This window comes from Pedococcus soli, from assembly GCF_054782575.1.
Window position 1 is genome coordinate 828,181 of record NZ_BAAGSF010000006.1, and the last position, 24,346, is coordinate 852,526.

22 protein-coding genes are annotated in these 24,346 nt (G+C 71.0%); 12 read left to right on the forward strand and 10 right to left on the reverse strand.

Features of this window, described 5'->3' with window-relative positions; all coding sequences use genetic code 11:
* Window positions 1-42 precede the first annotated feature (42 nt).
* The gene (locus ACYVKF_RS19220; RefSeq protein WP_460968563.1) at window positions 43-1,575 is read left to right on the forward strand and encodes a leucyl aminopeptidase; all 1,533 of its coding nucleotides are present in this window, start codon (window positions 43-45) and stop codon (window positions 1,573-1,575) included.
* A gap of 126 nt (window positions 1,576-1,701) precedes the next feature.
* Here the strand turns inward: ACYVKF_RS19220 and ACYVKF_RS19225 are convergent, their stop codons facing one another.
* Window positions 1,702-1,917 carry a DUF5302 domain-containing protein gene (locus ACYVKF_RS19225; protein ID WP_056914920.1) on the reverse strand — a complete coding sequence of 72 codons (216 nt, stop codon included), beginning with the start codon at window positions 1,915-1,917 and terminating at the stop codon, window positions 1,702-1,704.
* 144 nt (window positions 1,918-2,061) lie between these two features.
* Window positions 2,062-2,397, reverse strand: coding sequence for a hypothetical protein (locus ACYVKF_RS19230; RefSeq protein ID WP_056918075.1), 336 nt, complete (start codon window positions 2,395-2,397; stop codon window positions 2,062-2,064).
* A 177-nt stretch (window positions 2,398-2,574) separates the two neighbouring features.
* Between ACYVKF_RS19230 and lpdA the strand changes: the two genes are divergently transcribed.
* From lpdA to ACYVKF_RS19245, 3 genes are read left to right on the forward strand one after another with little or no spacing between them, the layout of a single operon-like run.
* Complete coding sequence (gene lpdA / locus ACYVKF_RS19235; RefSeq protein ID WP_460968566.1) at window positions 2,575-3,954, forward strand: dihydrolipoyl dehydrogenase; 1,380 nt, start codon at window positions 2,575-2,577, stop codon at window positions 3,952-3,954.
* Window positions 3,955-4,002: 48 nt separating this feature from the next.
* The gene (sucB, locus tag ACYVKF_RS19240; protein WP_460968568.1) at window positions 4,003-5,913 is read left to right on the forward strand and encodes a 2-oxoglutarate dehydrogenase, E2 component, dihydrolipoamide succinyltransferase; all 1,911 of its coding nucleotides are present in this window, start codon (window positions 4,003-4,005) and stop codon (window positions 5,911-5,913) included.
* Between the two features lie 26 nt (window positions 5,914-5,939).
* A complete protein-coding gene (locus ACYVKF_RS19245; RefSeq protein WP_460968569.1) occupies window positions 5,940-6,842 on the forward strand; it encodes a TIGR01777 family oxidoreductase in 903 nt (300 codons plus the stop codon).
* Between the two features lie 17 nt (window positions 6,843-6,859).
* Here the strand turns inward: ACYVKF_RS19245 and ACYVKF_RS19250 are convergent, their stop codons facing one another.
* Window positions 6,860-8,446, reverse strand: a complete 1,587-nt coding sequence (locus ACYVKF_RS19250; RefSeq protein WP_460968571.1) for a serine/threonine-protein kinase — start codon at window positions 8,444-8,446, stop codon at window positions 6,860-6,862.
* Between the two features lie 94 nt (window positions 8,447-8,540).
* Here ACYVKF_RS19250 and ACYVKF_RS19255 point away from each other — a divergent pair, with 94 nt between their 5' ends.
* The 4 genes from ACYVKF_RS19255 (at window position 8,541) to ACYVKF_RS19270 (ending at window position 11,916) form a co-directional block, all read left to right on the forward strand.
* Window positions 8,541-9,287 (forward strand): Type 1 glutamine amidotransferase-like domain-containing protein, encoded by a 747-nt coding sequence (locus tag ACYVKF_RS19255; protein ID WP_460968574.1) that lies wholly within the window; start codon window positions 8,541-8,543, stop codon window positions 9,285-9,287.
* Window positions 9,288-9,297: 10 nt separating this feature from the next.
* The gene (gene lipB / locus ACYVKF_RS19260; protein ID WP_056914927.1) at window positions 9,298-9,933 is read left to right on the forward strand and encodes a lipoyl(octanoyl) transferase LipB; all 636 of its coding nucleotides are present in this window, start codon (window positions 9,298-9,300) and stop codon (window positions 9,931-9,933) included.
* 191 nt (window positions 9,934-10,124) lie between these two features.
* Entirely contained in the window at window positions 10,125-11,162 is a 1,038-nt protein-coding gene (lipA, locus tag ACYVKF_RS19265; protein WP_056914928.1) for a lipoyl synthase, read from the forward strand.
* 19 nt (window positions 11,163-11,181) lie between these two features.
* Window positions 11,182-11,916 (forward strand): DUF4191 domain-containing protein, encoded by a 735-nt coding sequence (locus ACYVKF_RS19270; RefSeq protein WP_056918079.1) that lies wholly within the window; start codon window positions 11,182-11,184, stop codon window positions 11,914-11,916.
* 32 nt (window positions 11,917-11,948) lie between these two features.
* Here the strand turns inward: ACYVKF_RS19270 and ACYVKF_RS19275 are convergent, their stop codons facing one another.
* From ACYVKF_RS19275 to ACYVKF_RS19300, 6 genes are all read right to left on the reverse strand, one after another.
* The gene (locus ACYVKF_RS19275) at window positions 11,949-13,010 is read right to left on the reverse strand and encodes a LacI family DNA-binding transcriptional regulator (RefSeq protein WP_460968577.1); all 1,062 of its coding nucleotides are present in this window, start codon (window positions 13,008-13,010) and stop codon (window positions 11,949-11,951) included.
* 4 nt (window positions 13,011-13,014) lie between these two features.
* A complete protein-coding gene (locus ACYVKF_RS19280; protein WP_460968579.1) occupies window positions 13,015-14,364 on the reverse strand; it encodes a GH1 family beta-glucosidase in 1,350 nt (449 codons plus the stop codon).
* Between the two features lie 2 nt (window positions 14,365-14,366).
* Window positions 14,367-15,344, reverse strand: coding sequence for a carbohydrate ABC transporter permease (locus ACYVKF_RS19285; protein WP_460968581.1), 978 nt, complete (start codon window positions 15,342-15,344; stop codon window positions 14,367-14,369).
* A gap of 8 nt (window positions 15,345-15,352) precedes the next feature.
* Complete coding sequence (locus ACYVKF_RS19290) at window positions 15,353-16,315, reverse strand: carbohydrate ABC transporter permease (RefSeq protein ID WP_056914931.1); 963 nt, start codon at window positions 16,313-16,315, stop codon at window positions 15,353-15,355.
* Window positions 16,316-16,320: 5 nt separating this feature from the next.
* Window positions 16,321-17,616, reverse strand: coding sequence for an ABC transporter substrate-binding protein (locus ACYVKF_RS19295; RefSeq protein ID WP_056914932.1), 1,296 nt, complete (start codon window positions 17,614-17,616; stop codon window positions 16,321-16,323).
* A gap of 136 nt (window positions 17,617-17,752) precedes the next feature.
* Complete coding sequence (locus tag ACYVKF_RS19300; protein ID WP_460968583.1) at window positions 17,753-18,613, reverse strand: ATP-grasp domain-containing protein; 861 nt, start codon at window positions 18,611-18,613, stop codon at window positions 17,753-17,755.
* A gap of 128 nt (window positions 18,614-18,741) precedes the next feature.
* On the opposite strand from ACYVKF_RS19300, the gene ACYVKF_RS19305 reads away from it, so the two are divergent.
* Entirely contained in the window at window positions 18,742-19,566 is an 825-nt protein-coding gene (locus tag ACYVKF_RS19305; RefSeq protein ID WP_056914934.1) for a DUF4097 family beta strand repeat-containing protein, read from the forward strand.
* A complete protein-coding gene (locus ACYVKF_RS19310) occupies window positions 19,563-20,174 on the forward strand; it encodes a PadR family transcriptional regulator (protein WP_056918082.1) in 612 nt (203 codons plus the stop codon). The genes ACYVKF_RS19305 and ACYVKF_RS19310 overlap by 4 nt, the downstream gene beginning before the upstream one ends.
* A gap of 75 nt (window positions 20,175-20,249) precedes the next feature.
* Here the strand turns inward: ACYVKF_RS19310 and ACYVKF_RS19315 are convergent, their stop codons facing one another.
* Window positions 20,250-20,726, reverse strand: coding sequence for an RDD family protein (locus ACYVKF_RS19315; protein ID WP_056914936.1), 477 nt, complete (start codon window positions 20,724-20,726; stop codon window positions 20,250-20,252).
* A 159-nt stretch (window positions 20,727-20,885) separates the two neighbouring features.
* Between ACYVKF_RS19315 and glnA the strand changes: the two genes are divergently transcribed.
* Complete coding sequence (gene glnA, locus ACYVKF_RS19320; RefSeq protein WP_056914937.1) at window positions 20,886-22,310, forward strand: type I glutamate--ammonia ligase; 1,425 nt, start codon at window positions 20,886-20,888, stop codon at window positions 22,308-22,310.
* A 271-nt stretch (window positions 22,311-22,581) separates the two neighbouring features.
* Window positions 22,582-24,213 carry an HNH endonuclease signature motif containing protein gene (locus tag ACYVKF_RS19325; RefSeq protein WP_460968586.1) on the forward strand — a complete coding sequence of 544 codons (1,632 nt, stop codon included), beginning with the start codon at window positions 22,582-22,584 and terminating at the stop codon, window positions 24,211-24,213.
* The last annotated feature ends 133 nt before the right edge of the window (window positions 24,214-24,346 follow it).

Genomic DNA, 24,346 nt, shown 5'->3' on the forward strand with positions numbered 1-24,346 from the left:
GCGCAAGCAGGGCCAAACCCACACCACACGAAGGATGCGAACGTGACCACCGTCAACGTTTCCGACCGATCCGCCCACGACCTCAAGGCCGACGTCGTCGTGCTCGGCACGGTCGACGACTCCGGCTCCGCGGCCCTCGCCGCCGGCCACGGGCTCCCCCGCGACGCCGCCGCCCACGTGGCCGCGCAGCTCGCGGCCCTGCACGCGACCGGCAAGCCCGAGGAGGTCCTCACCCTCGCCGCGGTGCCCTCGGTCGCCGCCCCGCGAGTCGTGCTCACCGGTCTCGGCTCCGCCACCGCCCGCGCCACGTCGTTCGACGCGGAGGTCCTGCGCCGCGCCGCCGGCGCCGCCGTCCGCTCCCTGAAGAAGGCCGGCAAGGTCGTCGTGGCGCTGCCCGCCTCCGGCGTCGAGTCGGTCGCGGCGGTCGCCGAGGGCGCCGCCCTGGGTGCCTACCACTACCGCGGGATCCGCGGTCCGGTGAAGGCCTCCCGTGCGAAGGGCACCAAGGCCGCGGCGAAGGACGAGGGTGTCACCACGATCACGGTGGTCACCGCCGACGCGCGGCTCAAGGCCGTCAAGGCGGCGGCGACCCGCGCCGCGGTGCTCGCGGACGCCAAGGCCTACGCCCGCGACCTGGTCAACACCCCGCCGAACGTCCTCTTCCCGCAGTCGTTCGCCGACTCGGTCAAGGCGCGCAACACCGCGGCCAAGGCCAAGGTCACCATCAAGGTGCTGGACGAGAAGGCGCTCGAGAAGGGCGGCTTCGGCGGGATCGTCGGCGTCGGCCAGGGCTCGGTCAACCCGCCCCGCATCGTCACCCTGACGTGGGCCCCCGCCGGCGCCCGGCACTCGGTCGCGCTCGTCGGCAAGGGCATCACCTTCGACTCCGGCGGCCTGTGCATCAAGCCCCCGGCCTCCATGCTCACCATGAAGTCCGACATGGCCGGAGCGGCTGCCGTCGCGGCGACCGTGTTCGCGGCCGCCGAGCTGGGCCTGCCCGTCACGGTGACCGGCTACCTGTGCCTCGCCGAGAACATGCCGAGCGGCAGCGCGCAGCGTCCCGGCGACGTCGTGACGATGCGGAACGGCACCACGGTCGAGATCCTCGACACGGACGCCGAAGGCCGCATGGTGCTCGGTGACGGCCTCGTCCTCGCGGGCGAGGCGAACCCCGACGCCATCGTCGACATCGCCACCCTCACCGGCGCGCAGATGGTGGCCCTCGGTGGCCGGGTCGCCGGGATCATGGCCAACGACGACGCCTTCCGCGACCGGGTCCGCGCCGCCGCCGACGGATCGGGCGAGGCCGCCTGGCCGATGCCGCTGCCGAGCGACCTGCGCTCGCAGCTCGAGTCCGCGGTCGCCGACCTCTCCCACAAGGGCGAGCGCTGGGGCGGCATGCTCACGGCCGGCCTGTTCCTCAGTGAGTTCGTCGAGGAGGGCACCCCGTGGGCCCACGTCGACATCGCCGGCCCGTCATTCAACGAGGGCGCGCCCTACGGCTACACGCCGAAGGGCGCGACCGGCTACGGCGTCGCGACCCTGCTGTCGCTCGTGGAGGGCTACGCCGGCTGACGCGGCGGACGGGTGACCGGCAGGCCGGCCACCCGTCATACCGACAGCGCAGAGGGGCCCGTCCGGATCGGACGGGCCCCTCTGCAGATATATCCAGGCGTCGATCAGCAGTGCGGTCGAGCCGCCTCAGCCACCGCTCTTGCGCCGGAACATCTGCTGCGTCGCGCTCGTCGCCGCGCCCTGGGCGTGGTCGACCTTGCCGTGCTCGCTGTCATCGGACACGTCGCGCCCTGCGTGCGACTGCTTCTTGTCCAGGGCCTCGCGGAACTTGCGCTTCATCTCCTCGCTGGGCCCCGTGGATCCCTGGGACCCCTGGGACTTCGCACCGTCGGACTTGGCCATCGTGCCCTCCTGCTGCTCGTGCGGCGCGGGCCGCGTGCGGACCCGCCGTGGGTCAACCTTCGCATCCCGGCTCCGGGGGGCACCACCGCATATCCCCTCGGGTCGAGCGCGCGTCGTGCTTCACGACGCCACCGGTATGGCGCGTCAGTCCTTCTTGCGCTGGCGGGAGTTCCACTCCCGCATGCGGTTGGGGTACCCGGTCTGGAGGACGTCGTACACCGGGACGCCCAGGCTCCCTGCCAGCTCGAAGGCTGCCTGCCGGGAACCGGCCGCACGACGAGTCCACTCGCCGTCGTGCGCGATGAGGATCACCGTCGTCGCCGTGACGTTGGTGGGTGGCTCGACGTAGGCCTCGACCCCGCGACGACTCTGGGTGAAGTCGGCGAAGTGCTTGCGCACCGCCTGCTGGTCCACCGCCATGTTGGGTCCGTCGGACGGACCACGTCCGGAGCCCTTGTGTCCCCGCTTCCACCACGCCATGACCCAACGATAGGGGGACGGACTGTGCAACTGCTGCCATTGCACGGACGTGGACCTGCTTGCGCCCCGCACTCCAAACAGTGACAAGATGCACTGTGTCGATCCCGGGCTGGTCACGACCTGGCCGCTCCACCGTCGACGAGGACCACCCAGTGCCCACGACGCGAGGGAGCGAGCATGTCGGCTGACGCCGAGACCATCTTCGATGTAGTCATCCTGGGTGGAGGAAGTGGCGGCTACGCCTGCGCGTTCCGTGCGGCCGAGCTCGGACTGAGCGTCGCACTCGTCGAGAAGGACAAGCTCGGTGGCACCTGCCTGCACGTCGGGTGCATCCCGACCAAGGCGCTCCTGCACGCGGCCGAGGTCGCCGACACCGCCCGTGAGGGTGCGCAGTTCGGCGTGAAGTCGACCTTCGAGTCGGTCGACATGTCCGGCGTCAACGCCTACAAGGACGGCGTCATCGCGCGCCTCTACAAGGGCCTGCAGGGTCTGGCCAAGGCCCACAAGATCGAGCTGGTCGAGGGCGCCGGGCGCCTGGTCGACCGCTCCACCGTCGAGGTCGACGGCCGTAGGGTCCGCGGCCGCAACGTCGTCCTCGCCACCGGCTCGTACGCGAAGTCGTTGCCCGGCCTGGAGATCGGCGGTCGGATCATGACCAGCGAGCAGGCCCTGGCGCTGGACTTCGTACCGCCGCGCGTCGTCGTCCTCGGTGGCGGCGTCATCGGGGTCGAGTTCGCGTCGGTGTTCCGTTCGTTCGGTTCCGAGGTCACCATCGTCGAGGCGCTTCCCCGGCTCGTCGCCGCCGAGGACGAGGCCGTCTCCAAGACGCTCGAGCGCTCGTTCCGCAAGCGCAAGATCGCGTTCCGGACCGGGGTCAGGTTCGCGGGCGCGACGCAGTCGGGCGACACCGTGACCGTCTCGCTCGAGGACGGCGCCACCATCGAGGCCGACCTGCTCCTCGTCGCCGTCGGCCGTGGGCCCGTCACCGAGGGCCTCGGGTATGCCGAGGCCGGCGTCACCCTCGACCGTGGTTTCGTCACCACCGACGAGCGCTTGCGCACCGGCGTGGAGGGTGTCTACGCCGTCGGCGACATCGTCCCCGGGCTGCAGCTCGCCCACCGTGGGTTCGCCCAGGGCATCTTCGTCGCCGAGGAGATCGCGGGACTGGCCCCGGCCGTCATCGACGAGCTCGGCATCCCGCGAGTCACCTACTGCGACCCCGAGATCGCCTCGGTCGGCCTCACCGAGAAGCAGGCGGCCGAGAAGTACGGCGAGGTCGAGACGTACGAGTACAACCTCGGCGGCAACGGCAAGTCGCAGATCCTGCAGACGCAGGGGTTCGTGAAGCTGGTGCGCGAGAAGGACGGTCCCGTCGTGGGCATCCACATGATCGGCGCCCGCATGGGTGAGCAGATCGGCGAGGCGCAGCTCATCTACAACTGGGAGGCGCTGCCCTCCGACGTCGCCGGGCTGATCCACGCCCACCCGACCCAGAACGAGTCCCTCGGTGAGGCGCACCTGGCGCTCGCCGGCAAGCCCCTGCACGCCCACAACTAGACGCACTGCTGATCCGCCAGCGAACACGAAACAAGGAGATAGAGGGACATGTCTGAACGCGTGACCATGCCGGCCCTGGGTGAGTCGGTCACCGAAGGCACCGTGACGCGCTGGCTGAAGAACGTCGGCGACACCGTCGAGGTCGACGAGCCGCTGCTCGAGGTCTCCACCGACAAGGTCGACACGGAGATCCCCTCGCCCGTCGCGGGTGTCCTCCAGGAGATCCTGGCGAACGAGGACGACACCGTCCCCGTCGGCGCCGACCTCGCCGTCATCGGTGACGGCAGCGACAGCGGCAGCAGCGACTCCGGCAACCAGTCCGGCGACGCCGGGCAGGACGCGGGCGAGCAGGCCTCCGCCGAGCAGGCGTCGGCGGAGTCCGACGAGCCGCCGGCCGAGGCTCCCTCGACCGAGCAGGCGCCGCAGGAGTCCACCTCCGAGCCCGAGGCCGCTGCTGCCAGCGGGTCCTCCGACAGTGGTTCCTCCGACGGTGGTGGCTCTGGTTCGGGTGGCTCTGGTTCGGGTGAGACGGTCACCATGCCGGCGCTCGGCGAGTCCGTCACCGAGGGCACCGTCACCCGCTGGCTCAAGGCCGAGGGCGACACCGTCGAGGTCGACGAGCCGCTGCTCGAGGTCTCCACCGACAAGGTCGACACCGAGATCCCCTCGCCGGTCGCCGGCACGCTCACCAAGATCCTCGTCCAGGAGGACGACACCGTCCCCGTCGGTGGCGAGCTCGCCATCATCGGCGGCTCCGGCTCGTCCGGCGGTTCGGGCGACAGCACGCCCGCCGAGGCCCCCAAGGAGGCCGAGGCCCCGAAGGAGGAGTCCAAGCCGGAACCCGCTCCCGAGCCCGAGGCGCCGAAGCAGGAGGCTCCCCCGCAGGAGGCTCCCAAGGAGGAGGCCCCCGAGCAGGAGGCCCCCGCTGCTCCTGCGCCGCAGGCTGCTGCCGCCCCCGAGTCCGCACCCGCTGCGCAGTCGTCGGGCGACAGCCAGGACGCGTCGGCCTACGTCACACCGCTCGTGCGCAAGCTCGCGGCCGAGAACAAGGTCGACCTCGGCTCCCTCAAGGGGACCGGCGTCGGTGGCCGTATCCGCAAGCAGGACGTGCTCGACGCCGCCAAGGCTGCCGAGGAGGCTGCCAAGGCCGCGGCGGCTCCCGCCCCGGCGGCTGCTGCCCCTGCTGCCGCTCCTGCGGCGTCGACCTCGTCGACGGCATCGGGCTCGGCCTCGGTCTCGCCGAAGCGCGGCACCACGGAGAAGATGTCCCGGCTGCGCCAGACCATCGCCAAGCGCATGGTCGAGTCCCTCCAGGTCTCGGCCCAGCTGACCACGGTGGTCGAGGTCGACGTCACGAAGATCGCGCGGCTGCGGGCCAAGGCCAAGAACGAGTTCGCACAGCGCGAGGGCACCAAGCTCAGCTTCCTGCCGTTCTTCGCCCTCGCGGCCGTCGAGGCGCTCAAGGCCCACCCGTCGGTGAACTCCAGCGTCGAGGGCACCGAGGTGACCTACCACGGCACCGAGAACCTCGGTGTGGCCGTCGACACCGAGCGTGGCCTCCTCGTCCCGGTCATCAAGGACGCCGGCGACCTCAACATCGCCGGGCTGGCCCGCAAGATCGCCGACCTCGCCGAGCGCACCCGCACCAACAAGATCGGCCCGGACGAGCTCGGCGGCGGCACCTTCACGCTGACCAACACCGGCAGCCGGGGCGCCCTGTTCGACACCCCGATCATCAACCAGCCCAACGTCGCCATCCTCGGCACCGGCGCGGTCGTCAAGCGCCCGGTCGTGGTGTCCGACGGTGACGGCGGCGAGACGATCGCGGTCCGGTCGATGGTCTACCTGGCCCTGTCGTACGACCACCGGGTCGTCGACGGTGCCGATGCCGCGCGCTTCCTCACCACGATGAAGACGCGTCTCGAGGAGGGCGGGTTCGAGTCCGACCTCGGGCTCTGACCTTCCCCACCTCACCAGGAGCACTCATGCCGCAGCGCGTTGCCGTCACCGGTTCCACCGGCCTCATCGGCAGCGCGCTGTCGGCGTTCCTGCGCGAGCGGGGCGACGAGGTGGTGCGCCTGGTCCGTCGGGCGCCCGAACAACCCGACGAGGTCCGCTGGGACCCCGCCGCCCGGCTGCTCGACCCCGCGGCGCTCTCGGGCGTGACGGCCGTCGTGCACCTCGCCGGGGCCGGGGTCGGCGACCACCGCTGGACCCCCTCCTACCAGCAGCAGATCCTCGGCTCGCGCGTCGACGGCACCACGACGATCGCCAGGGCGCTGGCCGACCTCGGCGAGCCCGTGCGCCTCGTCAGTGGGTCGGCGGTCGGTGTCTACGGCGACCGGGGTGACGAGGTCCTCACCGAGGACTCCCCCCTGGGCGGCGGTTTCCTCAGCGAGGTCGTCCGCGCCTGGGAGGCAGCCGCGGACCCTGCCCGCGACGCAGGCCTCTCGGTGGCCCACCCGCGCACCGGGATCGTGCTCTCCCCCGAGGGCGGCGCCCTGTCCCGCATGCTGCCGCTGGCCCGCCTCGGCATCAACGGCCCGCTGGGCAACGGCCGTCAGTGGTGGCCGTGGATCTCCCTGCGCGACACCGTCGCCGGGCTCGCACACCTCGTCGACCACCCCGAGGTCGAGGGTCCGGTCAACCTCGTGGCCCCCACCCCCGATCGCCAGATCGACATCGCCAGGGCCCTGGGCCGCCAGATCCACCGGCCGGCGATCTTCCCGGCGCCCGCCTTCGGCATCAAGCTCGTGCTCGGGGGCTTCTCCGACGAGATCCTCACGAGCAAGCGGGTCGTCGCTCAGCGACTCACCGCCTCCGGCTTCACCCACCGCGACCCCGACATCGCCTCCGCCCTGCGCTGGGTGCTCGCGCAGCAGTCCTGAGACCCACCAGCCACTCGTCACGCGACTGCCTCCACCCGTTCGACCAGCCAGCGCCCCCCGCTCCACACCAGGACGAACCGCAGGGCCTGCCCCCGCACCGCCGCCTCGCTGCGCACCACCCGCCGTGCGTCGGTCGCCGACACGACCCGGTATGCCGCCGTGTCGACGACCGCCTCGACGGTCGCCGACCGCGTGGTCACGGTGACGGGACGTGCCGACCGCACGGTCAGCCGGACGCCGGCGTAGGCCACCCCGGCCTCGCGGACCCGGCGCAGGTCTGCGGTGTCGCGGTCCAGGGCGGCCGAGCCGGGGGCGTCCAGGTCGGCCAGGTCGTCGTCGCGGCCGCTGACCATGACCTCGGCCCGCAGGGTGGCCAGCTCCTGGACCAGGGCCAGGGGGGCGAGCGTCGGCGCCCGGTGGTCCCGTCGGGCGTGCCGAGGCGACACGGACGGCGAAGGGGTCCGCGTCATCGGGCTCGCTCGCGGGCCGGGCGCCGGCGCCCCGCGCTCCGTGGACCTCGCAACGCGCGCGGGGTCGTCCGTCGGGCGGCCCGGTCCGAGCCACCCCGGCGACCGAACCACCCCCGTCGCCAGCAGGGCCCCCAGCACGAGCGCCGACAGCAGTCCCGCCCCGGCCACCCCGGCCCTCGTCCTCGGCCGCTCCAGCCACGTCCTCGACCGCCGCAGCCACGTCCCCACCTCCACCGGCGCGGCGACCCCCGGTGCCGCCTCGTCGTCGGACGGTGTTCGGCGCAGCCGCTGCGTCAGCAACGAGGTCTCGTCCGTGCCGACGACCAGCCGCACGGGTTCGCAGGGCGCCGAGTCGAACCACGCCAGGGCGAGCTCCGCCGCGCTCGGGCGGTCCGCCGGGTCGGCCGCGAGCGCCCGCGTCGTCACGTCCCGCCACGCGTCGGGGACCTCGGGGGCGAGCGTCTCGAGCGGGGGCCGCCAGGAGACGGGCTCGGGGGCCTGCCCGGTGACGCACCACCAGGCCAGGGCCCCCGCGGCATACACGTCGGCAGCCGGGGTGACGGGACCGCCGTCCACGACCTCCGGCGCCACGAACCCCGCGGTGCCGACCGCGTGCCCCGGCGCCTCACCGACGAACCCGGCCACCCCGAGGTCGGCGAGCAACGGGCGACCCGAGCGTTCGAGCAGGACGTTGCCCGGCGTGACATCGCCGTGCTGCACCCCGACGGCGTGCAGGCCCGCAAGGGTTCGCGCGACGGGTGCCAGGACGGTCACCGACTCCCCCACGCTCAGGTGCCCGCGAGCCCCGACCACCCGGGCCAGCGACCCGCCGGCCACGTGGTCGAGGACCAGCGCCACCCGCCGGTCCGCGCCGGGGAGCGCCACCGCCTCGTGGAACCGCACCAGGCCGTCGACCTCGACGCGACCGAGCACCCCGAGCTCGCGGACCGCCGCGTCCGCCTGCTCGCCCACACCGACGGGGACGACCTTGACCGCCACCGGCGACCCGTCGCCGTCGCGGGTGGCCGCCCACACGACACCGCTGCCACCGGCCCCGATCCGGGCGCCCAACGTGTAGCCGGGCACCCGCGGTGGCGCCTTCTCGTCGGCACGGGTCTCGTCGTCCGGGTCCACCACCTCAGTCTGGCCACGGACGCGGCACCCCCTGCCCGGTTGTCCACAGGCCCGGACGCGGGCAGCCGTCAGCAGCCGTCCTAGAGTCGGGGCCATGCCTGCAGACCAGCCCACGATCCTGGCCACCTCGGGTGGCTACCGCTACGGCTCCCGCATCCGCCTCGAGTTCAACTCGCTCGTGCACCACGCGGTCGAGCTGTCCGGCGCCGAGGGACGCGCCCCGCGCATCACCCACCTCGGCACCGCCGGAGGGGACCAGGCCTACTTCAACGGCTGGATGGACGAGGCCGGTCGCCACGCCGGGTTCGACCTGAGCAACCTCAACCTCTTCTCGATGCCGAACGTCGAGGACGTCGAGGGCCACCTCCTTCAGCAGGACGTCGTGTGGGTCAACGGCGGCTCGGTGGCGAACCTCCTGGCCGTCTGGCGGGTGCACGGGCTGGACGAGATCTTCGAGCGGGTCTGGCGCGCGGGCGTCGTCCTCGCCGGCGTCTCGGCCGGTTCGATCTGCTGGTACCGCGGCGGCACCACCGACTCGTTCGGCCCCGAGCTGCGCGCGGTCACCAACGGCCTGGCCCTGCTCCCCTACGGCAACGGCGTCCACTACGACTCCGAGGAGCGCCGCCGCCCCCTCGTCCACCAGCTCGTCGCCGACGGCACCCTCCCGACGACGCACTGCACCGACGACGGCGTCGGCCTCGTCTACCACGGCATCGAGCTCGCCGGGGCGGTCACCGAGACGGACGGCAAGGGGGCCTACCTCGTCACCCGTGACGGCGACACCGCCGTCGAGGAGCGCCTCGAGCCGGTCCGGCTCAAGGCGCCGTCGGTGCGGGCGTAACGTAGGGGCCATGCGGTTCGAGCACGTCGGTTTCTCCCCTGACCTCGTCGACTACGAGCAGGCCTGGGCCCACCAGCGCGAGGTCCACGCCGGGGTCGTCGCCGGCGACGAGGACACCGTGCTCCTGCTCGAGCACGCCGCCGTCTACACCGCGGGCAAGCGCACCGAACCCCAGCAGCGTCCCGTCGACGGGACGCCGGTCATCGACGTCGACCGGGGTGGGCTCATCACGTGGCACGGTCCCGGCCAGCTCGTCGGCTACCCCATCGTCCGCCTCCACGGGGTGCCGATCGACGTGGTCGCCCACGTCCGTCGCCTCGAGGAGGTGATGATCCGCACCTGTCGCGAGTTCGGCGTCGAGACGGTGCGGGTCGAGGGACGCAGTGGGGTGTGGGTGCTCGCCGACGACCGCGGCCCGGACCGCAAGCTCGGCGCCATCGGCGTGCGCGTGAGCCGTCAGGTGACGATGCACGGCTTCGCGCTCAACTGCGACGCCGACCTCTCGTGGGCCGACAACATCATCGCCTGCGGGATCGAGGACGCCGGGGTGAGCTCGATCAGCCGCGAGACCGGCCGGGTGGTCACCGTCCAGGACGTCCTCCCGTATGCCGAGAAGCACCTCGCCGACGTCCTCGCCCCCGCCTGACCGACCCGGGCTTCACCCAGCCCTCTCCCCACCGCCGGATCGAGGTATTTCCCCACCGCAGGACGGTGGCGGAATACCTCGAACGGCGCTGACGTAGTCTTGAGGGACGCCCGGTGACCTCCGGGCGCACCCGTGCCCCGCGGCATACCGGCCGCCGGAGGCGCACCGAACGCAAGGCGAGGGAGTCTGCTGTGACCGTGGCACCCGAGGGCAGGCGCATGCTGCGCGTCGAGGCGCGCAACGCCCAGACCCCGATCGAGCGCAAGCCGGAGTGGATCCGGACCACCGCGAAGATGGGCCCGGAGTACACGAAGCTGCACTCAATGGTGAAGACCGAGGGTCTGCACACGGTCTGCCAGGAAGCCGCCTGTCCCAACATCTTCGAGTGCTGGGAGGACAAGGAGGCGACCTTCCTCATCGGCGGTGACGTGTGCACCCGCCGCTGCGACTTCTGCGACATCGCCACCGGCCGCCCCGAGGCGCTCGACCGCGACGAGCCGCGCCGCGTGGCCGAGTCGGTCGCCACGATGGGACTGCGCTACTCCACCGTCACCGGTGTCGCCCGTGACGACCAGCCCGACGGCGCTGCCTGGCTCTACGCCGAGACCATCCGCCAGATCCACGCCAAGAACCCCACCACCGGTGTGGAGATCCTTCCCCCCGACTTCGGCGCCAAGCCCGAGCTCGTCGGCCAGGTCTTCGACGCCCGGCCCGAGGTGTTCGCCCACAACCTCGAGACCGTGCCGCGCATCTTCAAGCAGATCCGCCCCGCGTTCACCTACGACAAGTCCCTCCAGGTCCTGTCGATGGCGCGCGAGGCCGAGCTCGTCACCAAGTCCAACCTCATCCTCGGGATGGGCGAGGAGGACCACGAGGTCGAGCAGGCCATCCGCGACCTGCACGACGCGGGCTGCGACATCCTCACCATCACGCAGTACCTGCGTCCCTCCAAGCTGCACCACCCGATCGACCGCTGGGTGAAGCCGGAGGAGTTCGTGCACTGGTCCGACGTGGCGCAGGAGATGGGCTTCAAGGGCGTCATGGCCGGCCCCCTCGTGCGGTCGTCCTACCGCGCCGGCCGCCTGTGGGCGACCGCGATGAAGAAGTGGGGACGCGACATCCCCGAGCACCTCCAGCACCTCGCCGACGCCGCGGGTGACCCGGCCCGCCAGGAGGCTGCCTCCCTCGTGGCCGCACGCACGCCGGCCGCGTTGGGTGCACCCGCCTGACACCCGTATCCTGACCCCCATGGCCCGCGAGAAGAAGCAAGAGTCCGACACCCCGAAGAAGCAGGGCCGGTTCTCCCAGATCCGCCAGGTGTTCACGGCGGCACGGAAGGCAGACCCGACCATCCCGTGGTGGATGCTGCTCGCGTTCGTCGCCGTCCTCGCGGTCGGCACGACCATCGGTGTCCTCGTCGGTCACTGGACGTACGCCCTCGTCCTGAGCATCCCGCTCGGGCTGCTCGCCGCCACGCTCGTGCTCAGCCGCCGGGCGGAGCGCGCGGCGTACGCCAGCCTCGAGGGCCAGCCCGGTGCGGCCGGCGCCGCACTCGGTGCGCTGCGTCGTGGCTGGTTCTTCTCCCAGGAGCCGGTGGCCATCGACGGCGCCCGGGGCACCCGCCCCGAGGACATGCACGGCGCGGCCTTCGTCTACCGCGCGATCGGCCGTCCCGGCGTCGTCCTCGTCGCGGAGGGTCCGGACGCCCGGCGCACCAAGCTCATCGCCCAGGAGCGCAAGAAGGTCGAGCGGGTGGCCCCGGGCGTCCCGATCTCCGCGATCGTCGTCGGTGACGGTGCCGACCAGGTGCCGGTGCGCAAGCTCAGCAACAAGATGACGCGCATGAAGCCCGTGCTGACCAAGGAAGAGGTCTCCGCGGTCAACAAGCGGCTCAAGTCCCTCGGTGGCATGCGCCCGCCCGTCCCCAAGGGGATCGACCCGCAGCGCGCCCGCATCGACCGCAAGGCCATGCGCGGCCGCTGATCGCGCCGCCGGCCCGACCGGTGACCGAACGCTCAGGTGGAGGCGCGCTCGACCAGCTCGGTGTCGAGCACCAGCTGTTCGTCGACGCGGCCGTCACCGTGGCCGATCTGGGCCAGCAGCATGGTCGCCATCTCGCGTCCCAGCTGCTCCATCGGCTGGTGCACCGTCGTCAGGGGTGGTTCGGCGACCTCGGCCAGCGGTCCGTCGTCGAACCCGACCAGGGCGACGTCGTCCGGCACCACGCGCCCGGCCTCCCGCAGCACCCGCAGCGCTCCGAGGGCCATGGGGTCGCTCGCCGCGAAGACCGCGTCCACGTCGGGGCGTCGGGCCAGCAGCGCACGCATGGCGGCGGCGCCACTGGCCTCGCTGAAGTCACCGAGCTCGACGAGCGAGTCGTCGACCTCGTGCCCGGCGGTCGCCACGGCGGCCCGGTATCCCTCGAGCCGGTCACGGCCGGCGATCATGTCCTGCGGACCGCCGATGTGCCCGACGACCGAGCGTCCCCGGGACAGCAGGTACGCCACTGCGTCGCGCGCTCCCCCGCTGTTGTCGACGTCGACGTAGCTCGCGTCCGCGAGCCCGTTCGGGCGCCCACAGAACACGATCGGCAGCCCGCGCCCCTGGATCAGCCCCGGCAGCGTGTCGGCGTCGTGGGCGGAGAGCATCAGGACCCCGTCGACGTGCTGGGGCGTCAGGTAGGAGTCGAGCCGGTCGACCTGCTCGCGGGTCTGCACCAGTGCCAGCACCAGCTGGCGGGACGCCTCCCCCACGACCGTCGTGATCCCCCGGACCACCCCGGCGAAGAACGGCTCACCGAAGATGCGCTCCTCGGACTCGGAGATGACCAGCGCGATGGCCCCGGTACGGCGGGTCACGAGGGCGCGCGCCGCCATGTTGGGCACGTACCCGAGCTCGTCGACGGCACGCAGCACGCGGACGCGGGTCCGCTCCGAGACCTGGGGCGAGCCGTTGATGACGCGGGACACGGTCCCACGCCCGACCCCGGCACGGGCAGCAACCGCCTCGAGGGTGGGTTGCCCGCTCGAGCCGTTGGTCGTGCCGGTGGTCGTGCCGGTGGTCACGCCGTTCGTCATGGGGTCAGTATTGCGTGCGCTTCCCGGCGAGGAACGCGGCATACCAGCGCCCGCTGTCCTTGACCGTGCGCTCCTGGGTGTCGAAGTCGACGTGCACGATCCCGAACCGCTTCGCGTAGCCCTCGGCCCACTCGAAGTTGTCCATGAGCGACCAGGCGAAGTAGCCGCGCAGCGGCACCCCGCCGGCGATCGCCTTCGCGCCCGCCTCGAGGTGGCTGCGCAGGAAGTCGACCCGTTCCGCGTCGTGCACCTGTCCGTTGACCAGCTCGTCGTCGAACGCCGCACCGTTCTCGGTGATGACGAGGGGGATCTGGCCGTAGTCCCGGGTGACCCTCTGGAGGATGTCGGCGAGGCCCTCGGGATCGACCTCCCACCCGAGCGCGGTCGTCGGCAGCCCGCGGGAGGCGAAGTCCACCTCGCCGGTCCCGGGCAGGGCGCCGGGTGCCACCACGTGCCGCGTGTAGTAGTTGACCCCGAGGAAGTCCAGGGGCGCACTGGTCACCGCGAGGTCGCCGTCGTGCACGAACGACAGGTCCGTCAGGTGGGCGACGTCGTCGACGACGTCCTGCGGGTAGCTGCCGCGCAGGACGGGGTCGAGGAACCACCGGTTGGACAGGCCGTCGACGCGCCGGACGACGTCCTGCGTCCCGTGGCCGTCGTGGGCCGGCGCAACCGGGTAGAGGTTGAGCGTGATGCCCACCTCGGCGTCAGGCGCCCGCTCCCGCAGGGCCTGGACCGCGAGGCCGTGTCCGAGGAGCAGGTGGTGCGAGGCCGCGAGGGCCGCCCCCGCGTCCGACCGCCCGGGGGCGTGCCGTCCCGAGCCGTACCCGAGGAACGCCGAGCACCACGGTTCGTTGAGGGTGATGAAGTGCCCGACCCGGTCGCCGAGCGCGTCGGCGACGTGCGCGGCATACTCCGCGAACCGGTGCGCGGTGTCACGCACCGGCCATCCGCCGGCGTCCTCGAGCGCCTGCGGGAGGTCCCAGTGGTAGAGCGTCGCCCACGGCGTGATGCCGCGCTCGAGGAGGGTGTCGACGAGCCGGCTGTAGAAGTCGAGCCCCTGGCGGTTGACCGGCCCCGAACCCGTGGGCTGCACGCGCGGCCAGGCGATCGAGAAGCGGTAGGCGTCGACGCCGAGCGACGCCATGAGGTCGACGTCCTCGGCGTACCGGTGGAAGTGGTCCACGGCGACCGCGCCGCTGTCGCCCCCCACCACCCGGCCGGGCGTCGCCGAGAAGGTGTCCCAGATGGACGCGCCGCGACCTCCCTCGGTCGTGGCCCCCTCGATCTGGTAGCTCGAGGTGGCGACGCCCCACGTGAAGCCGTCCGGGAAGTCGCTGCGCGACAGGTCCATGGTCATCCTTTGACTCCGCCCTGCATGATGCCGCCGATGATCTGGCGGCCGAACACGATGAACACGATGACGAGCGGCAGCGTCCCGAGGAGGGTGCCGGCCATGACCAGCGCCTGGTCGGTGTAGTAGCCGCCGGACAGCCGGGACAGCGCGACCTGCACGGTCGGGTGCTCGGCGTCGAGGGTGAGGTAGGGCCACAGGAAGTCGTTCCACCGCTCCATGAACGTGAGCAGCCCGAGGACCGCCGCGGCCGGTCGCAGGATCGGGAACACGATCGAGAAGAAGATCCGGGTCGTGGAGGCTCCGTCGACACGGGCGGCCTCGATGAGCTCGTTCGGGATGGCCTGGGCGGCGTACTGCCGCATCATGAAGACCCCGAACCCGCTCACGAGGAACGGCAGCAGCGCGGACGGGAGCGTGCCTGCCAGCCCCAGCTTGCCCATGAGCATGTAGAGCGGCACCAGGCCGAGCTGGACCGGCACCATCATCGTGCCGATCACGATGAGCAGCAACGCGTTCCGGCCCCTGAAGGCCAGCTTCGCGAAGGCGAACCCGGCCAGCGCGGAGAGCACCACGACCGAGACCGTGGCCAGCCCGGCGACGAGGACCGAGTTGACCATCGCCTGGGCGAACATCACGTCCTGGTTGGCGAAGACCCGCGAGATGTTCTCGCCGAGCTGGTCACCCGGGGTGAGCGGTGGCGGGATCGACGTGATGTCGCTGTTGGGGCGCGAGGCCATGACGACCATGTAGTACAGCGGGCCGGCGGCGAGCAGCACGGAGGTCGCAAGGGTCAGGTACACGAGCGGGGTCGCCGGCGTGGCACCGGTGCTCCGGTCCGCCGCCCGTCGCAGCGAGCGGGTATGGCGCCTGCTCACCGGTGGGGCCACGGCACCGTCCGTTCCGCGTGCGGCCACGGCGCGCGACGGAGCAACAGGCGCCGGGGTGCGCGTCGGGGGCTGGGTCTGGGTCGGGGGCATGGGGGTCCTCACTCGGCCGATCGGATCCGGCGCAGCAGCAGCACGTTGACCGCCGAGAACACCGCGATGAACAGGAACAGCACCCAGGCCACGGTGGCGGCGTACCCGAACCGCTGGCCCGTGAACGCCTGCTGGATGAGGTACATCGCGGCGGTCTGGAACTGCCCGGTCGTCCCGCCACCGATGGAGTTGGCGCCCGGGTTGAACAGCAGGGGCTCGGTGAACAGCTGAGTGCCACCGATGGTGGCGACGACGGAGACGAAGATCAGCGTGGGTCGCAGCATCGGCACGGTGATGGACCAGAACGTCCGCCAGGCCTTCGCCCCGTCGATCCGGGCCGCCTCGTAGATCTCCGTGGGCACGGACTGCAGGGCCGCCAGGAGGATCAGCGCGTTGTACCCCGTCCAGCGCCAGTCGACCATCGTGGAGATCGCGAGCCAGGAGGACCACCGGTGGTCCTGCCACGCGATCGGGTCGACCCCCACGTGGCCCAGCAGCCAGTTGAACAGGCCGAAGTCACGGCTGAACATCATCGTGAAGATGATCCCGACGGCGGCGACCGAGGTGACGTTGGGCAGCAGGATCCCCATGCGCCACAACGTCGCTCCGCGCAGCCGCGAGTTGAGCAGCTGGGCGAGGACCATCGCGAGGACGAGCTGTGGCACCGTCGCGATGACGAACATCGCGACGGTGTTGAGCATGGCGTTCCAGAAGTCCCCGTCCGCCATCAGCTCGCGGTAGTTGCCGAGCCCGACGAAGCCCTGGTCACCGGCGAGCAGGCTCCAGTCGTGCGTCGAGACCCAGGCCGTGTACACGAGCGGGAAGAACCCGAACACCGCGAAGAGCAGGAAGAACGGGGAGACCATCGCGTAGGGCGTGTACCGCGCGTCAGCGCGGCGCAGCCAGCGGCGCCACCCGGCCGGGCGAGGACCCGGTGGCGCCGCTGGGGGTGCTGCTGTCGTCGAGGTCACGAGGACTACTTCGCGGCCTTGGTGGCTGCCTTGACCGCTTCGGACCACCCGTCGGCCGCACTGCGCTGGCCACCCTCGACGCTGCGCATGGCGTTCTCCACGGCGTCGCGGACCGGCTGGTTCTTGGCGCCGAGGTAGACGGGCTTGAGGTTGGCGGCACCGGCGACGAACAGCTCACCGACGGGCGCGTCGTTGAAGTACTCGTTCTTCGCGTCCTTCAGGGCCGCCTCGGAGTAGAGCTTGGGGTTCGACGGGAGGTTGCCGGCCGCCTTGAACGCCGCGAGCTGGCTCTGGCCGGTCGTGAGGAACTTGGCGAGCTCGACCGCCTCCTTCTGGTGCTTGCTCTGCGTCGGCACGCCGAGCCACGAGCCACCCCAGTTGCCACCGCCGCCGGGGACCGTGGTGATGTCCCACTTCCCGGTGTTCGCCGCACCGGCCTGGTCCTTGATGTAGCCGGTCATCCAGGCAGGGCAGGCGAGCGTCGCGAACGACCCGTTCTTGAAGCCGGCGTTCCACTCGGGCGAGAACGCCTTGAGCTTGGCCGACAGGCCCGTGTCGACCATCTTCAGCGACTCGTCCCACGCCGACTTCACGGCCGGGTTGGACTCGATGACGAGCGCGTTGCTCTTGTCGAAGTAGGTGTGGTCCCCGGACTGCATGAGGATGGAGTTGTAGGTGTTCGTGGCGCTGTCGACGAACTTCGCCTTGGGGTCCTTGATCCCGGCCTGGTACTTCTGGCCGGTGGCGATGTAGTCGTCCCAGGTCGGCCAGAGCTTGCCGACCTCGACGCGGTCGGTCGGCAGGCCTGCCTTCTCGAACAGGTCCTTGCGGTAGCACATCGCCAACCCGCCGACGTCGGTCCCCAGCCCGATGGTCGTCTTGCCGTCGGCCGTGGTGGCGTTGGTGTACTTCCAGGGGAGCCAGTTGTCCTTGAGCTCGTTGCTCCCGAACTTCTGGAGGTTGACGAACTTGTCGGCGCTCTGGAGGAAGTTGACGACCTGGCCCTCCTCGATCGCGACGACGTCGCCCGCTCCGGAGCCGGCGGCGATGCGCTGGATGAGCTGGGTGTTGTACTTGCCGAGGTCGCCTTCGGCCGTCTCGACGACCGTGACGTTGGGGTGGTCCTTCATGTACTGCGTGTAGAGGTCCGTGTAGCCGAACTTGCCGAACGTGCTCACCCGCAGGGTGACCTTCCCGCCCGAGGACGAGGAGGCCGATCCGCCACCTCCGCACGCTGCCGTGAGGGAGGCCGTGGTGAGCAGGACGGTGGCCGGCACCAGCCAGCGAGAACGTGAGTGCACCGTTGCACCTTTCGTCGGGCCCCCTCATGGGAGCGCTCCCGAACAGAGTGCGACGAGCAGGTGGGTACCGTCAAGGGGTCCATGGGAGGGTTCCCATTTCGTGACCTTCCCGTGACCTTCTGGTCACGGGCCCCGCTCAGGCGCGGGGCAGCTGCCCCTCGACGCAGTCGACGAACCGCTCGAGGGCCCGTTCGTCCGCGCGCAGGAACAGGTCGGGCTCGATGAGCTCGAGCTCCATCACCGTGGGGACCCCCTCGTGCTCCACGAGGTCGACGCGGGCGTAGACGACGCCCCCGGGGGCGAGGGCCAGGGCGGCCCGGGCCGTGGCGAGCTCCGCCTCGGTCACGACGTGCGGCTCCTCGGAGCCGCCGTGGTGGGCCTGCACCCGGTAGTCGCCGGACGCCGGGACCTTGCGGACCGCGTGCGACACCTCGCCGTCGAAGAGGAACAACGAGACCTCCCCCTGCTCGATGCCCGGCGCATAGGGCTGGACGACGACGTCCCCGACCCCCGCGATGCGCTCGGCGTGCGCGACGAGCGCCTCCGAGCCCGCCTCACCCAGGGCTGCCTGGCGGGCGCCCCCGTCGACCGCGGGCTTCACGACGACCCTGTCCCAGCCCGTGGCACCGATGCGGGCCGCGACGTCCACGGCACCCTGCGGCAGGACGAGCATGGGCAGCACCGGGACCCCCGCAGCGCCGAGCTCGGCGAGATAGCCCTTGTGGACGTTCCACCGGATCACGTTGGGGGGATTGATGATCCGGCTCTCCACGTCGACGCGGTCCACCCAGGCGAGGAACTCCTGGAGCCGGTCGAAGTAGTCCCACGTCGAGCGGATCACGACGAGGTCGTAGCTGCTCCAGTCGACCTCCTCGTGCCACACGACGACGTCCGCCCGGTGGCCCCTGGCGCGGAGCAGGGCGGCCGCCTCACGGGGTTCGGGGTCGACGTAGGCCGGGTCCGACCAGGTGCACAGGGCGATGCGGTGGGAGGTCACCCGGGCGAGTCTGCCAAAGCCGGACCCGGCCGGGCGACGGGGTTGGAGGGGTCTTGCCCTCGCGGCATACGCGATATAACGTGAGTGGCCAAGACGCGATATAACGCGAACGACGGAAAGGAAACCCCATGAGCCAGGACTGGTCGATCGACTCCCCCCGAGTGCTCGACATCGGCGGCGAGGGCGAGCAGGTGCGTGCCCTCAGCGTCGCCGTCGTCGGCGGCCGGGTCGACGTGGTGACCCACAGCGACTCCCCCACGGCCCGCGTGGAGGTGGCCGAGGTGCACGGCATGCCGCTGCGTGTCGTGTGGGACGGCGACAAGCTGAAGATCACCCACGGCGTCGACGGGTCGCGGATCCTCGACAAGGTGCGACAGGCGTTCGACGGCCTGGAGCACAACCGCGTGGCGCTGAGCATCTCGGTCCCCGAGGACACCCGGACGACCGTGAGCACCGTCAGTGCGGGCGCCCTGCTCGCCGGGCTGCGCGCAGGGGCCAAGGCCAACACCGTGTCCGGCTCGATGACGCTGGACGACATCGTCGGTCCGGTCGACATCAACACCGTCAGCGGCGAGATCGAGTGTGACGGGCTCAACGGGCCGCTCAAGGTCAACACGGTCTCCGGCGCGGTCACCGCGCAGCGCAGCGACGTGCCCGAGGTCAGCATCCACACCGTCAGCGGCGACGTCACCCTCGACCTCGTCAACGCCACCACCTCCATCGGCTCGACGTCGGTGTCCGGGGACGTGACGGTGCGGGCCCCGCACGACGGGTATGACGTCAAGGCCAACCTTGCCTCGGGACAGGTCGTCATCGACGGCCGCACGATCGACAAGTTCTCCCGCCCGTCCGGCGGTCGGCTCTCCGACGGCGCAGGGAGCCTGCAGCTCAAGGCCAACGCGGTGTCCGGCAACGTCGTCGTGCTGGCCGCCCCCGCCGGGAGCCCCGCGTGAGTCCCGTCTTCGCGCACGGACAGCTGCGCCTGTACGTGCTCGCGCTGCTCAACGACGGCCCCCGGCACGGCTACGAGGTGATCCAGGACCTCGAGCAGCGCTTCAACGGGCTCTACTCCCCCAGCGCCGGCACGGTGTACCCGCGGCTGGCCAAGCTGGAGGAGGAAGGACTGGTGGAGCGCACCGACGAGGGGCGCAAGGCCGTCTACCGGATCACCGAGGCCGGGCGGGCCGAGGTCCGGGACCGCCGCGACGACCTGTCCAGCCTCGAGTCCGACCTCGACCTGTCGGTGCGCTCGCTCGCCGAGGAGGTGCGCTCGCGGGTCCGCGGACAGAGCAGCGACCTGCGGGCCGAGCTGAGGGCCGCCGCGCAGGAGGCCCGGCGCACCGCGACCCCGGTCGGCGGGCACGAGGGCTGGAACGACCGACCCCCTCGCGACACCGGTGGGCTCGGAGACCTCGAGCAGGCCGTCCACCAGCTGCGCCAGGAGGCGCGGGACGCGTGGAAGCGGCACGGCCTCACCTCCGAGCAGACCAAGGAGATCGTCGACATCCTCGGTGACGCCTCGACCCGGATCCGCGAGGTCGTGCTCAGGTCCGGGCGGTGACCTCGGTCATCCGCGGAGGGTGACCGCGGTCAGCTGCGGAGGGTGACCGCGGTCAGCTGCGGAGGGTGACCACGGTCAGCTGCGGACGATGACGGTGCCGGCGGCCTTGTCGTGCAGGCCGCGGCCGTCCTTGTCCCAGAACATCGCCGGGAGGAACAGGCACAGCAGGACCGTGCGCACGAGGGTCTGGAACGGTCGGGGGATCCGGCCGTCCGTGGACTGCACACGCAACCCCACCAGGCGGTGGCCGAGCGTGGAGCCGAGGGTGCCGACGAGCAGCAGGTTCTCCACCGCGAACAGTCCCAGCAGCACGGCCGTGTCGCGGCTGGTCGCCACCCCCGCGAACGGCAGGGGGACGCTGAAGAACGCGAAGGCGATGAGCTGGCAGACGGTCCAGTCCACGAGGACGCCGACCAGGCGGCGTCCGAACCGGCCGAGCGAGCCCGCGCCGTCGCGCGGCATACCGAGGCGCTCCCCCGGGTATGCCGAGGGGGCGCCTGAGCGCGAACCCGGCCCTTCGAGCCAGGACCCGATGTCCTTGCGGTCGACCACACCGAAAGTCTATGCGCCCACCCGGTAGCAGGCGCAGGGGGTGTAACACCCACGAAACATTCGGGTCATGGCCGGGCAACCTCGACCCGTTAGGGTCGACGACGACAGCGTTTCAGTCATGGGCGGATCCCCTCCGTCCCACCAACAGGAGGCCCCAATTTGTTCAGCAATGCTGACGAGGTCCTGAAGTTCATCAAGGACGAGGACGTCAAGTTCGTCGACGTGCGCTTCTGCGACCTGCCGGGCGTGATGCAGCACTTCAACGTGCCCGCCAAGAGCCTGGACGCGGACTTCTTCAAGGAGGGCCAGATGTTCGACGGGTCCTCGATCCGCGGGTTCCAGGCCATCCACGAGTCCGACATGAAGCTGGTCCCGGACCCGACGAGCGCGTACCTCGACCCGTTCCGCAAGGAAAAGACGCTCATCCTCAACTTCTCCATCGTCGACCCGTTCACCGGCGAGGAGTACTCCCGCGACCCGCGCAACATCGCCGCGAAGGCTGAGGCCTACCTCAAGTCGACCGGCATCGCGGACACCGCGTACTTCGGCGCCGAGGCCGAGTTCTACGTCTTCGACGACGTGCGCTTCGAGACCAAGCAGAACGCCAGCTACTACTACATCAACTCCATCGAGGCCGCGTGGAACACCGGTCGCGAGGAGGAGGGTGGCAACAAGGGGTACAAGACCCGCTACAAGGGCGGCTACTTCCCCGTTCCCCCGACCGACCACTTCGCCGACATGCGCGACGAGATGTCGCTCGCGCTCGAGGAGGCGGGCCTGTCGGTCGAGCGCGCCCACCACGAGGTCGGCACCGCCGGACAGCAGGAGATCAACTACCGCTTCAACACGCTGAAGCAGGCCGCCGACGACGTGCTGAAGTTCAAGTACATCGTCAAGAACGTCGCCTGGGAGGGCGGCAAGACGGTCACCTTCATGCCGAAGCCGATCTTCGGTGACAACGGCTCGGGCATGCACTCGCACCAGTCGCTCTGGAAGGACGGCGAGCCCCTCTTCTACGACGAGCGCGGCTACGGCGGCCTGTCGGACCTGGCCCGCTGGTACATCGGTGGCCTGCTCAAGCACGCCCCGGCGCTGCTCGCGTTCACGAACCCGACGGTGAACTCCTACCACCGCCTGGTCCCCGGCTACGAGGCCCCGGTCAACCTGGTCTACTCGGCCCGTAACCGCTCGGCCTGCATCCGCATCCCGATCACCGGTGACAACCCGAAGGCCAAGCGCGTCGAGTTCCGCGTGCCGGACCCGTCGGCCAACCCGTACCTCGCGTTCTCCGCGATGCTGATGGCCGGCCTGGACGGCATCAAGAACCGCATCGAGCCCCCGGAGCCGGTGGACAAGGACCTCTACGAGCTCCCGCCCGAGGAGCACGACGCCATCGAGCAGGTCCCCGGCTCGCTGCCGGCCGTCCTGGACGCGCTGGAGGCAGACCACGAGTTCCTGCTCGAGGGTGACGTGTTCACCAAGGACCTCATCGAGACCTGGGTCGAGTGGAAGCGCAAGAACGAGGTCGACCCGATCCGCTTCCGCCCGCACCCGCACGAGTTCGAGATGTACTTCGACATCTGAGCGAGCCTGCGAGCCAGATGTCGAACGAAAGCGCAGGGACATCTGAGCGAGCCTGCGAGCCAGATGTCGAACGAAAGCCCAGGGACATCTGAGCGAGCCTGCAGCCGAACCACCTTCGCGAACGCGGACCCCACCTCGGGGTCCGCGTTCGTCGTGTGTGCCGGGTCAGCTCGTCACCGATCCGGCATCGATCGACGAATTCGGTTCTGCTCACGGCGAATTCGCTCCTGAACCCCTTCCCCAACTGTTCGAACACGTGTACGATAGAGGTATGTCGGTCAGCCCGCTCACCGCCGACCCGGACACCGATCCGGACGGTGGCTGGGGCGTGCGGAACCAAGCGTTGTGGGAGCGGACCGCTGCCGTTGCGGGTCGGTTGAACCGCGCGCAGGCCGAGCTGGTCGACATCATCGACGAGGTCATGACCGACCGGCACTGGGGCGAGGGTGGGTTCAAGTCACCTGAGCACTACCTCGTCGTCCGCGCCGGCCTGTCCCATGCCCACGCCGCTGACATCGTCGCCGTGGCCAGGCGACGCACCGAGCTCACCGACGCAGCTGTGGCGCTGGAGGCCGGGGAGCTGTCCCTGGACCAGGTCGCCGTCCTGGCCCGCCACGTCCCCGTCACCCACCAGGCCTCGGTCACCCAGTTCGCCCGGAACGCGACGGTGACCCAGTTGCGCCGAGCCGTGGCCCGCCACGCGTTCGCCGCCCCCGCACCGGCCGCACACGCCGCCCAAGGCACCGATGCAGCGGGCAGCGATCTGCCCGTCGAGCCGCACACGCTGGGGTTCGGCGACCTGGACGCCGCCGCCCTGCCGTCCACCGCCTTCGAGTCGGCCGCCGAGCAGCGCGCCTGCGCCAAGCCCGACCTGGCCATGTCCTACGACGCCGACGGCCGGTTCCAGCTGCGCTACTCCGCCCCCGCCACCATCGGCGCGCTGGTCGAACAGGCCGTCAAGGAAGCCAAGGACGCCCTGTTCCTGCGCCACAAGGCCGCCAGCACGGCCAACGCGGAAGCGACCGCGATCTCCACCCCGGCGGCTGGCGAGTCCCGTCATGCCGGCGCCGAAGTCGACGACCGCTACGCGGGCTTGCCGAGCTACGCCGACGCCCTCGAGGAGATGGCCACCCGATCACTTGCCTCGGTCACCTCCACCAGCCGGTCGGCGCACTACCGGGTCTACCTGCACCTCGACACCGACGGCGCCTGGGTCAACGGCGGGCACGCCATCCCCATGCGCCTGCTCGGCCGGTTCATCAGCGACGGCACCGTCCAACCCGTCTGGGAAACCGAAGGACGCCCGGTGTCCGTCGGGCGAGCGATGCGGATCCTGCCCCACCGCACCCGCCGCCTCATCACCGACCGCGACCGAGGCTGCCGATTCCCCGGCTGCCCCACCACCGGGTTCGTCGAGATCCACCACCTCCAGGCATGGGCCGACGGCGGCCCCACGAACACCGACAACCAGATCAGCCTCTGCACCACCCACCACGACGGCATCGACCGCGGCGACTACACCATCACCGGCGACCCCACCCACCCCGACGGACTCACCGTCACCAACCGGTACGGGCTACCCATCCGACCACCCCGACCCCACGAGACCGCCCCACCACCAGGCGGTGACCCACCCGTCCCCGCAGGCACCTACCAACCACCCAGCGGCGGACCCACCACCTGGAACGACCTCGCCCTCCCCTCCGACCACGAGCTCACCCACGGCACGCCACCCGGCAACACCGTTGGCTCCATCCCGAGCCCGAGAAGAACGCGCTCACGGACCAGCGGCCGCAGGACGAAGTCACACGGAACAGGACTCGTGATCGTCTCCGACGGACTCATCCCCTGGGAGACCGACCCACCCACGACACCCGGAGAACGCCCCTGGTCCACGCCCTGAGTACCGGGGCCCCATCCGTCGGGGCGCACGAGGCAGCACGCCGACGGGCGAGCGCACGGATCGTGATGCGGACCCCGACACCTGGGGTGCCGGATCGCTGGCCTATTCGGACGCGAAGTGTCCGCAACCGTCG

Coding starts and splice junctions, on each gene's coding strand:
- ACYVKF_RS19225 (WP_056914920.1), bottom strand. CDS start 1,917: ATGGCCAAGTCCGACGGTGCGAAGTCCCAGGGGTCCCAGGGATCCACG.
- ACYVKF_RS19230 (WP_056918075.1), bottom strand. CDS start 2,397: ATGGCGTGGTGGAAGCGGGGACACAAGGGCTCCGGACGTGGTCCGTCC.
- lpdA (WP_460968566.1), top strand. CDS start 2,575: ATGTCGGCTGACGCCGAGACCATCTTCGATGTAGTCATCCTGGGTGGA.
- sucB (WP_460968568.1), top strand. CDS start 4,003: ATGTCTGAACGCGTGACCATGCCGGCCCTGGGTGAGTCGGTCACCGAA.
- ACYVKF_RS19245 (WP_460968569.1), top strand. CDS start 5,940: ATGCCGCAGCGCGTTGCCGTCACCGGTTCCACCGGCCTCATCGGCAGC.
- ACYVKF_RS19255 (WP_460968574.1), top strand. CDS start 8,541: ATGCCTGCAGACCAGCCCACGATCCTGGCCACCTCGGGTGGCTACCGC.
- lipB (WP_056914927.1), top strand. CDS start 9,298: ATGCGGTTCGAGCACGTCGGTTTCTCCCCTGACCTCGTCGACTACGAG.
- ACYVKF_RS19270 (WP_056918079.1), top strand. CDS start 11,182: ATGGCCCGCGAGAAGAAGCAAGAGTCCGACACCCCGAAGAAGCAGGGC.
- ACYVKF_RS19275 (WP_460968577.1), bottom strand. CDS start 13,010: ATGACGAACGGCGTGACCACCGGCACGACCACCGGCACGACCAACGGC.
- ACYVKF_RS19280 (WP_460968579.1), bottom strand. CDS start 14,364: ATGGACCTGTCGCGCAGCGACTTCCCGGACGGCTTCACGTGGGGCGTC.
- ACYVKF_RS19285 (WP_460968581.1), bottom strand. CDS start 15,344: ATGCCCCCGACCCAGACCCAGCCCCCGACGCGCACCCCGGCGCCTGTT.
- ACYVKF_RS19305 (WP_056914934.1), top strand. CDS start 18,742: ATGAGCCAGGACTGGTCGATCGACTCCCCCCGAGTGCTCGACATCGGC.
- ACYVKF_RS19325 (WP_460968586.1), top strand. CDS start 22,582: ATGTCGGTCAGCCCGCTCACCGCCGACCCGGACACCGATCCGGACGGT.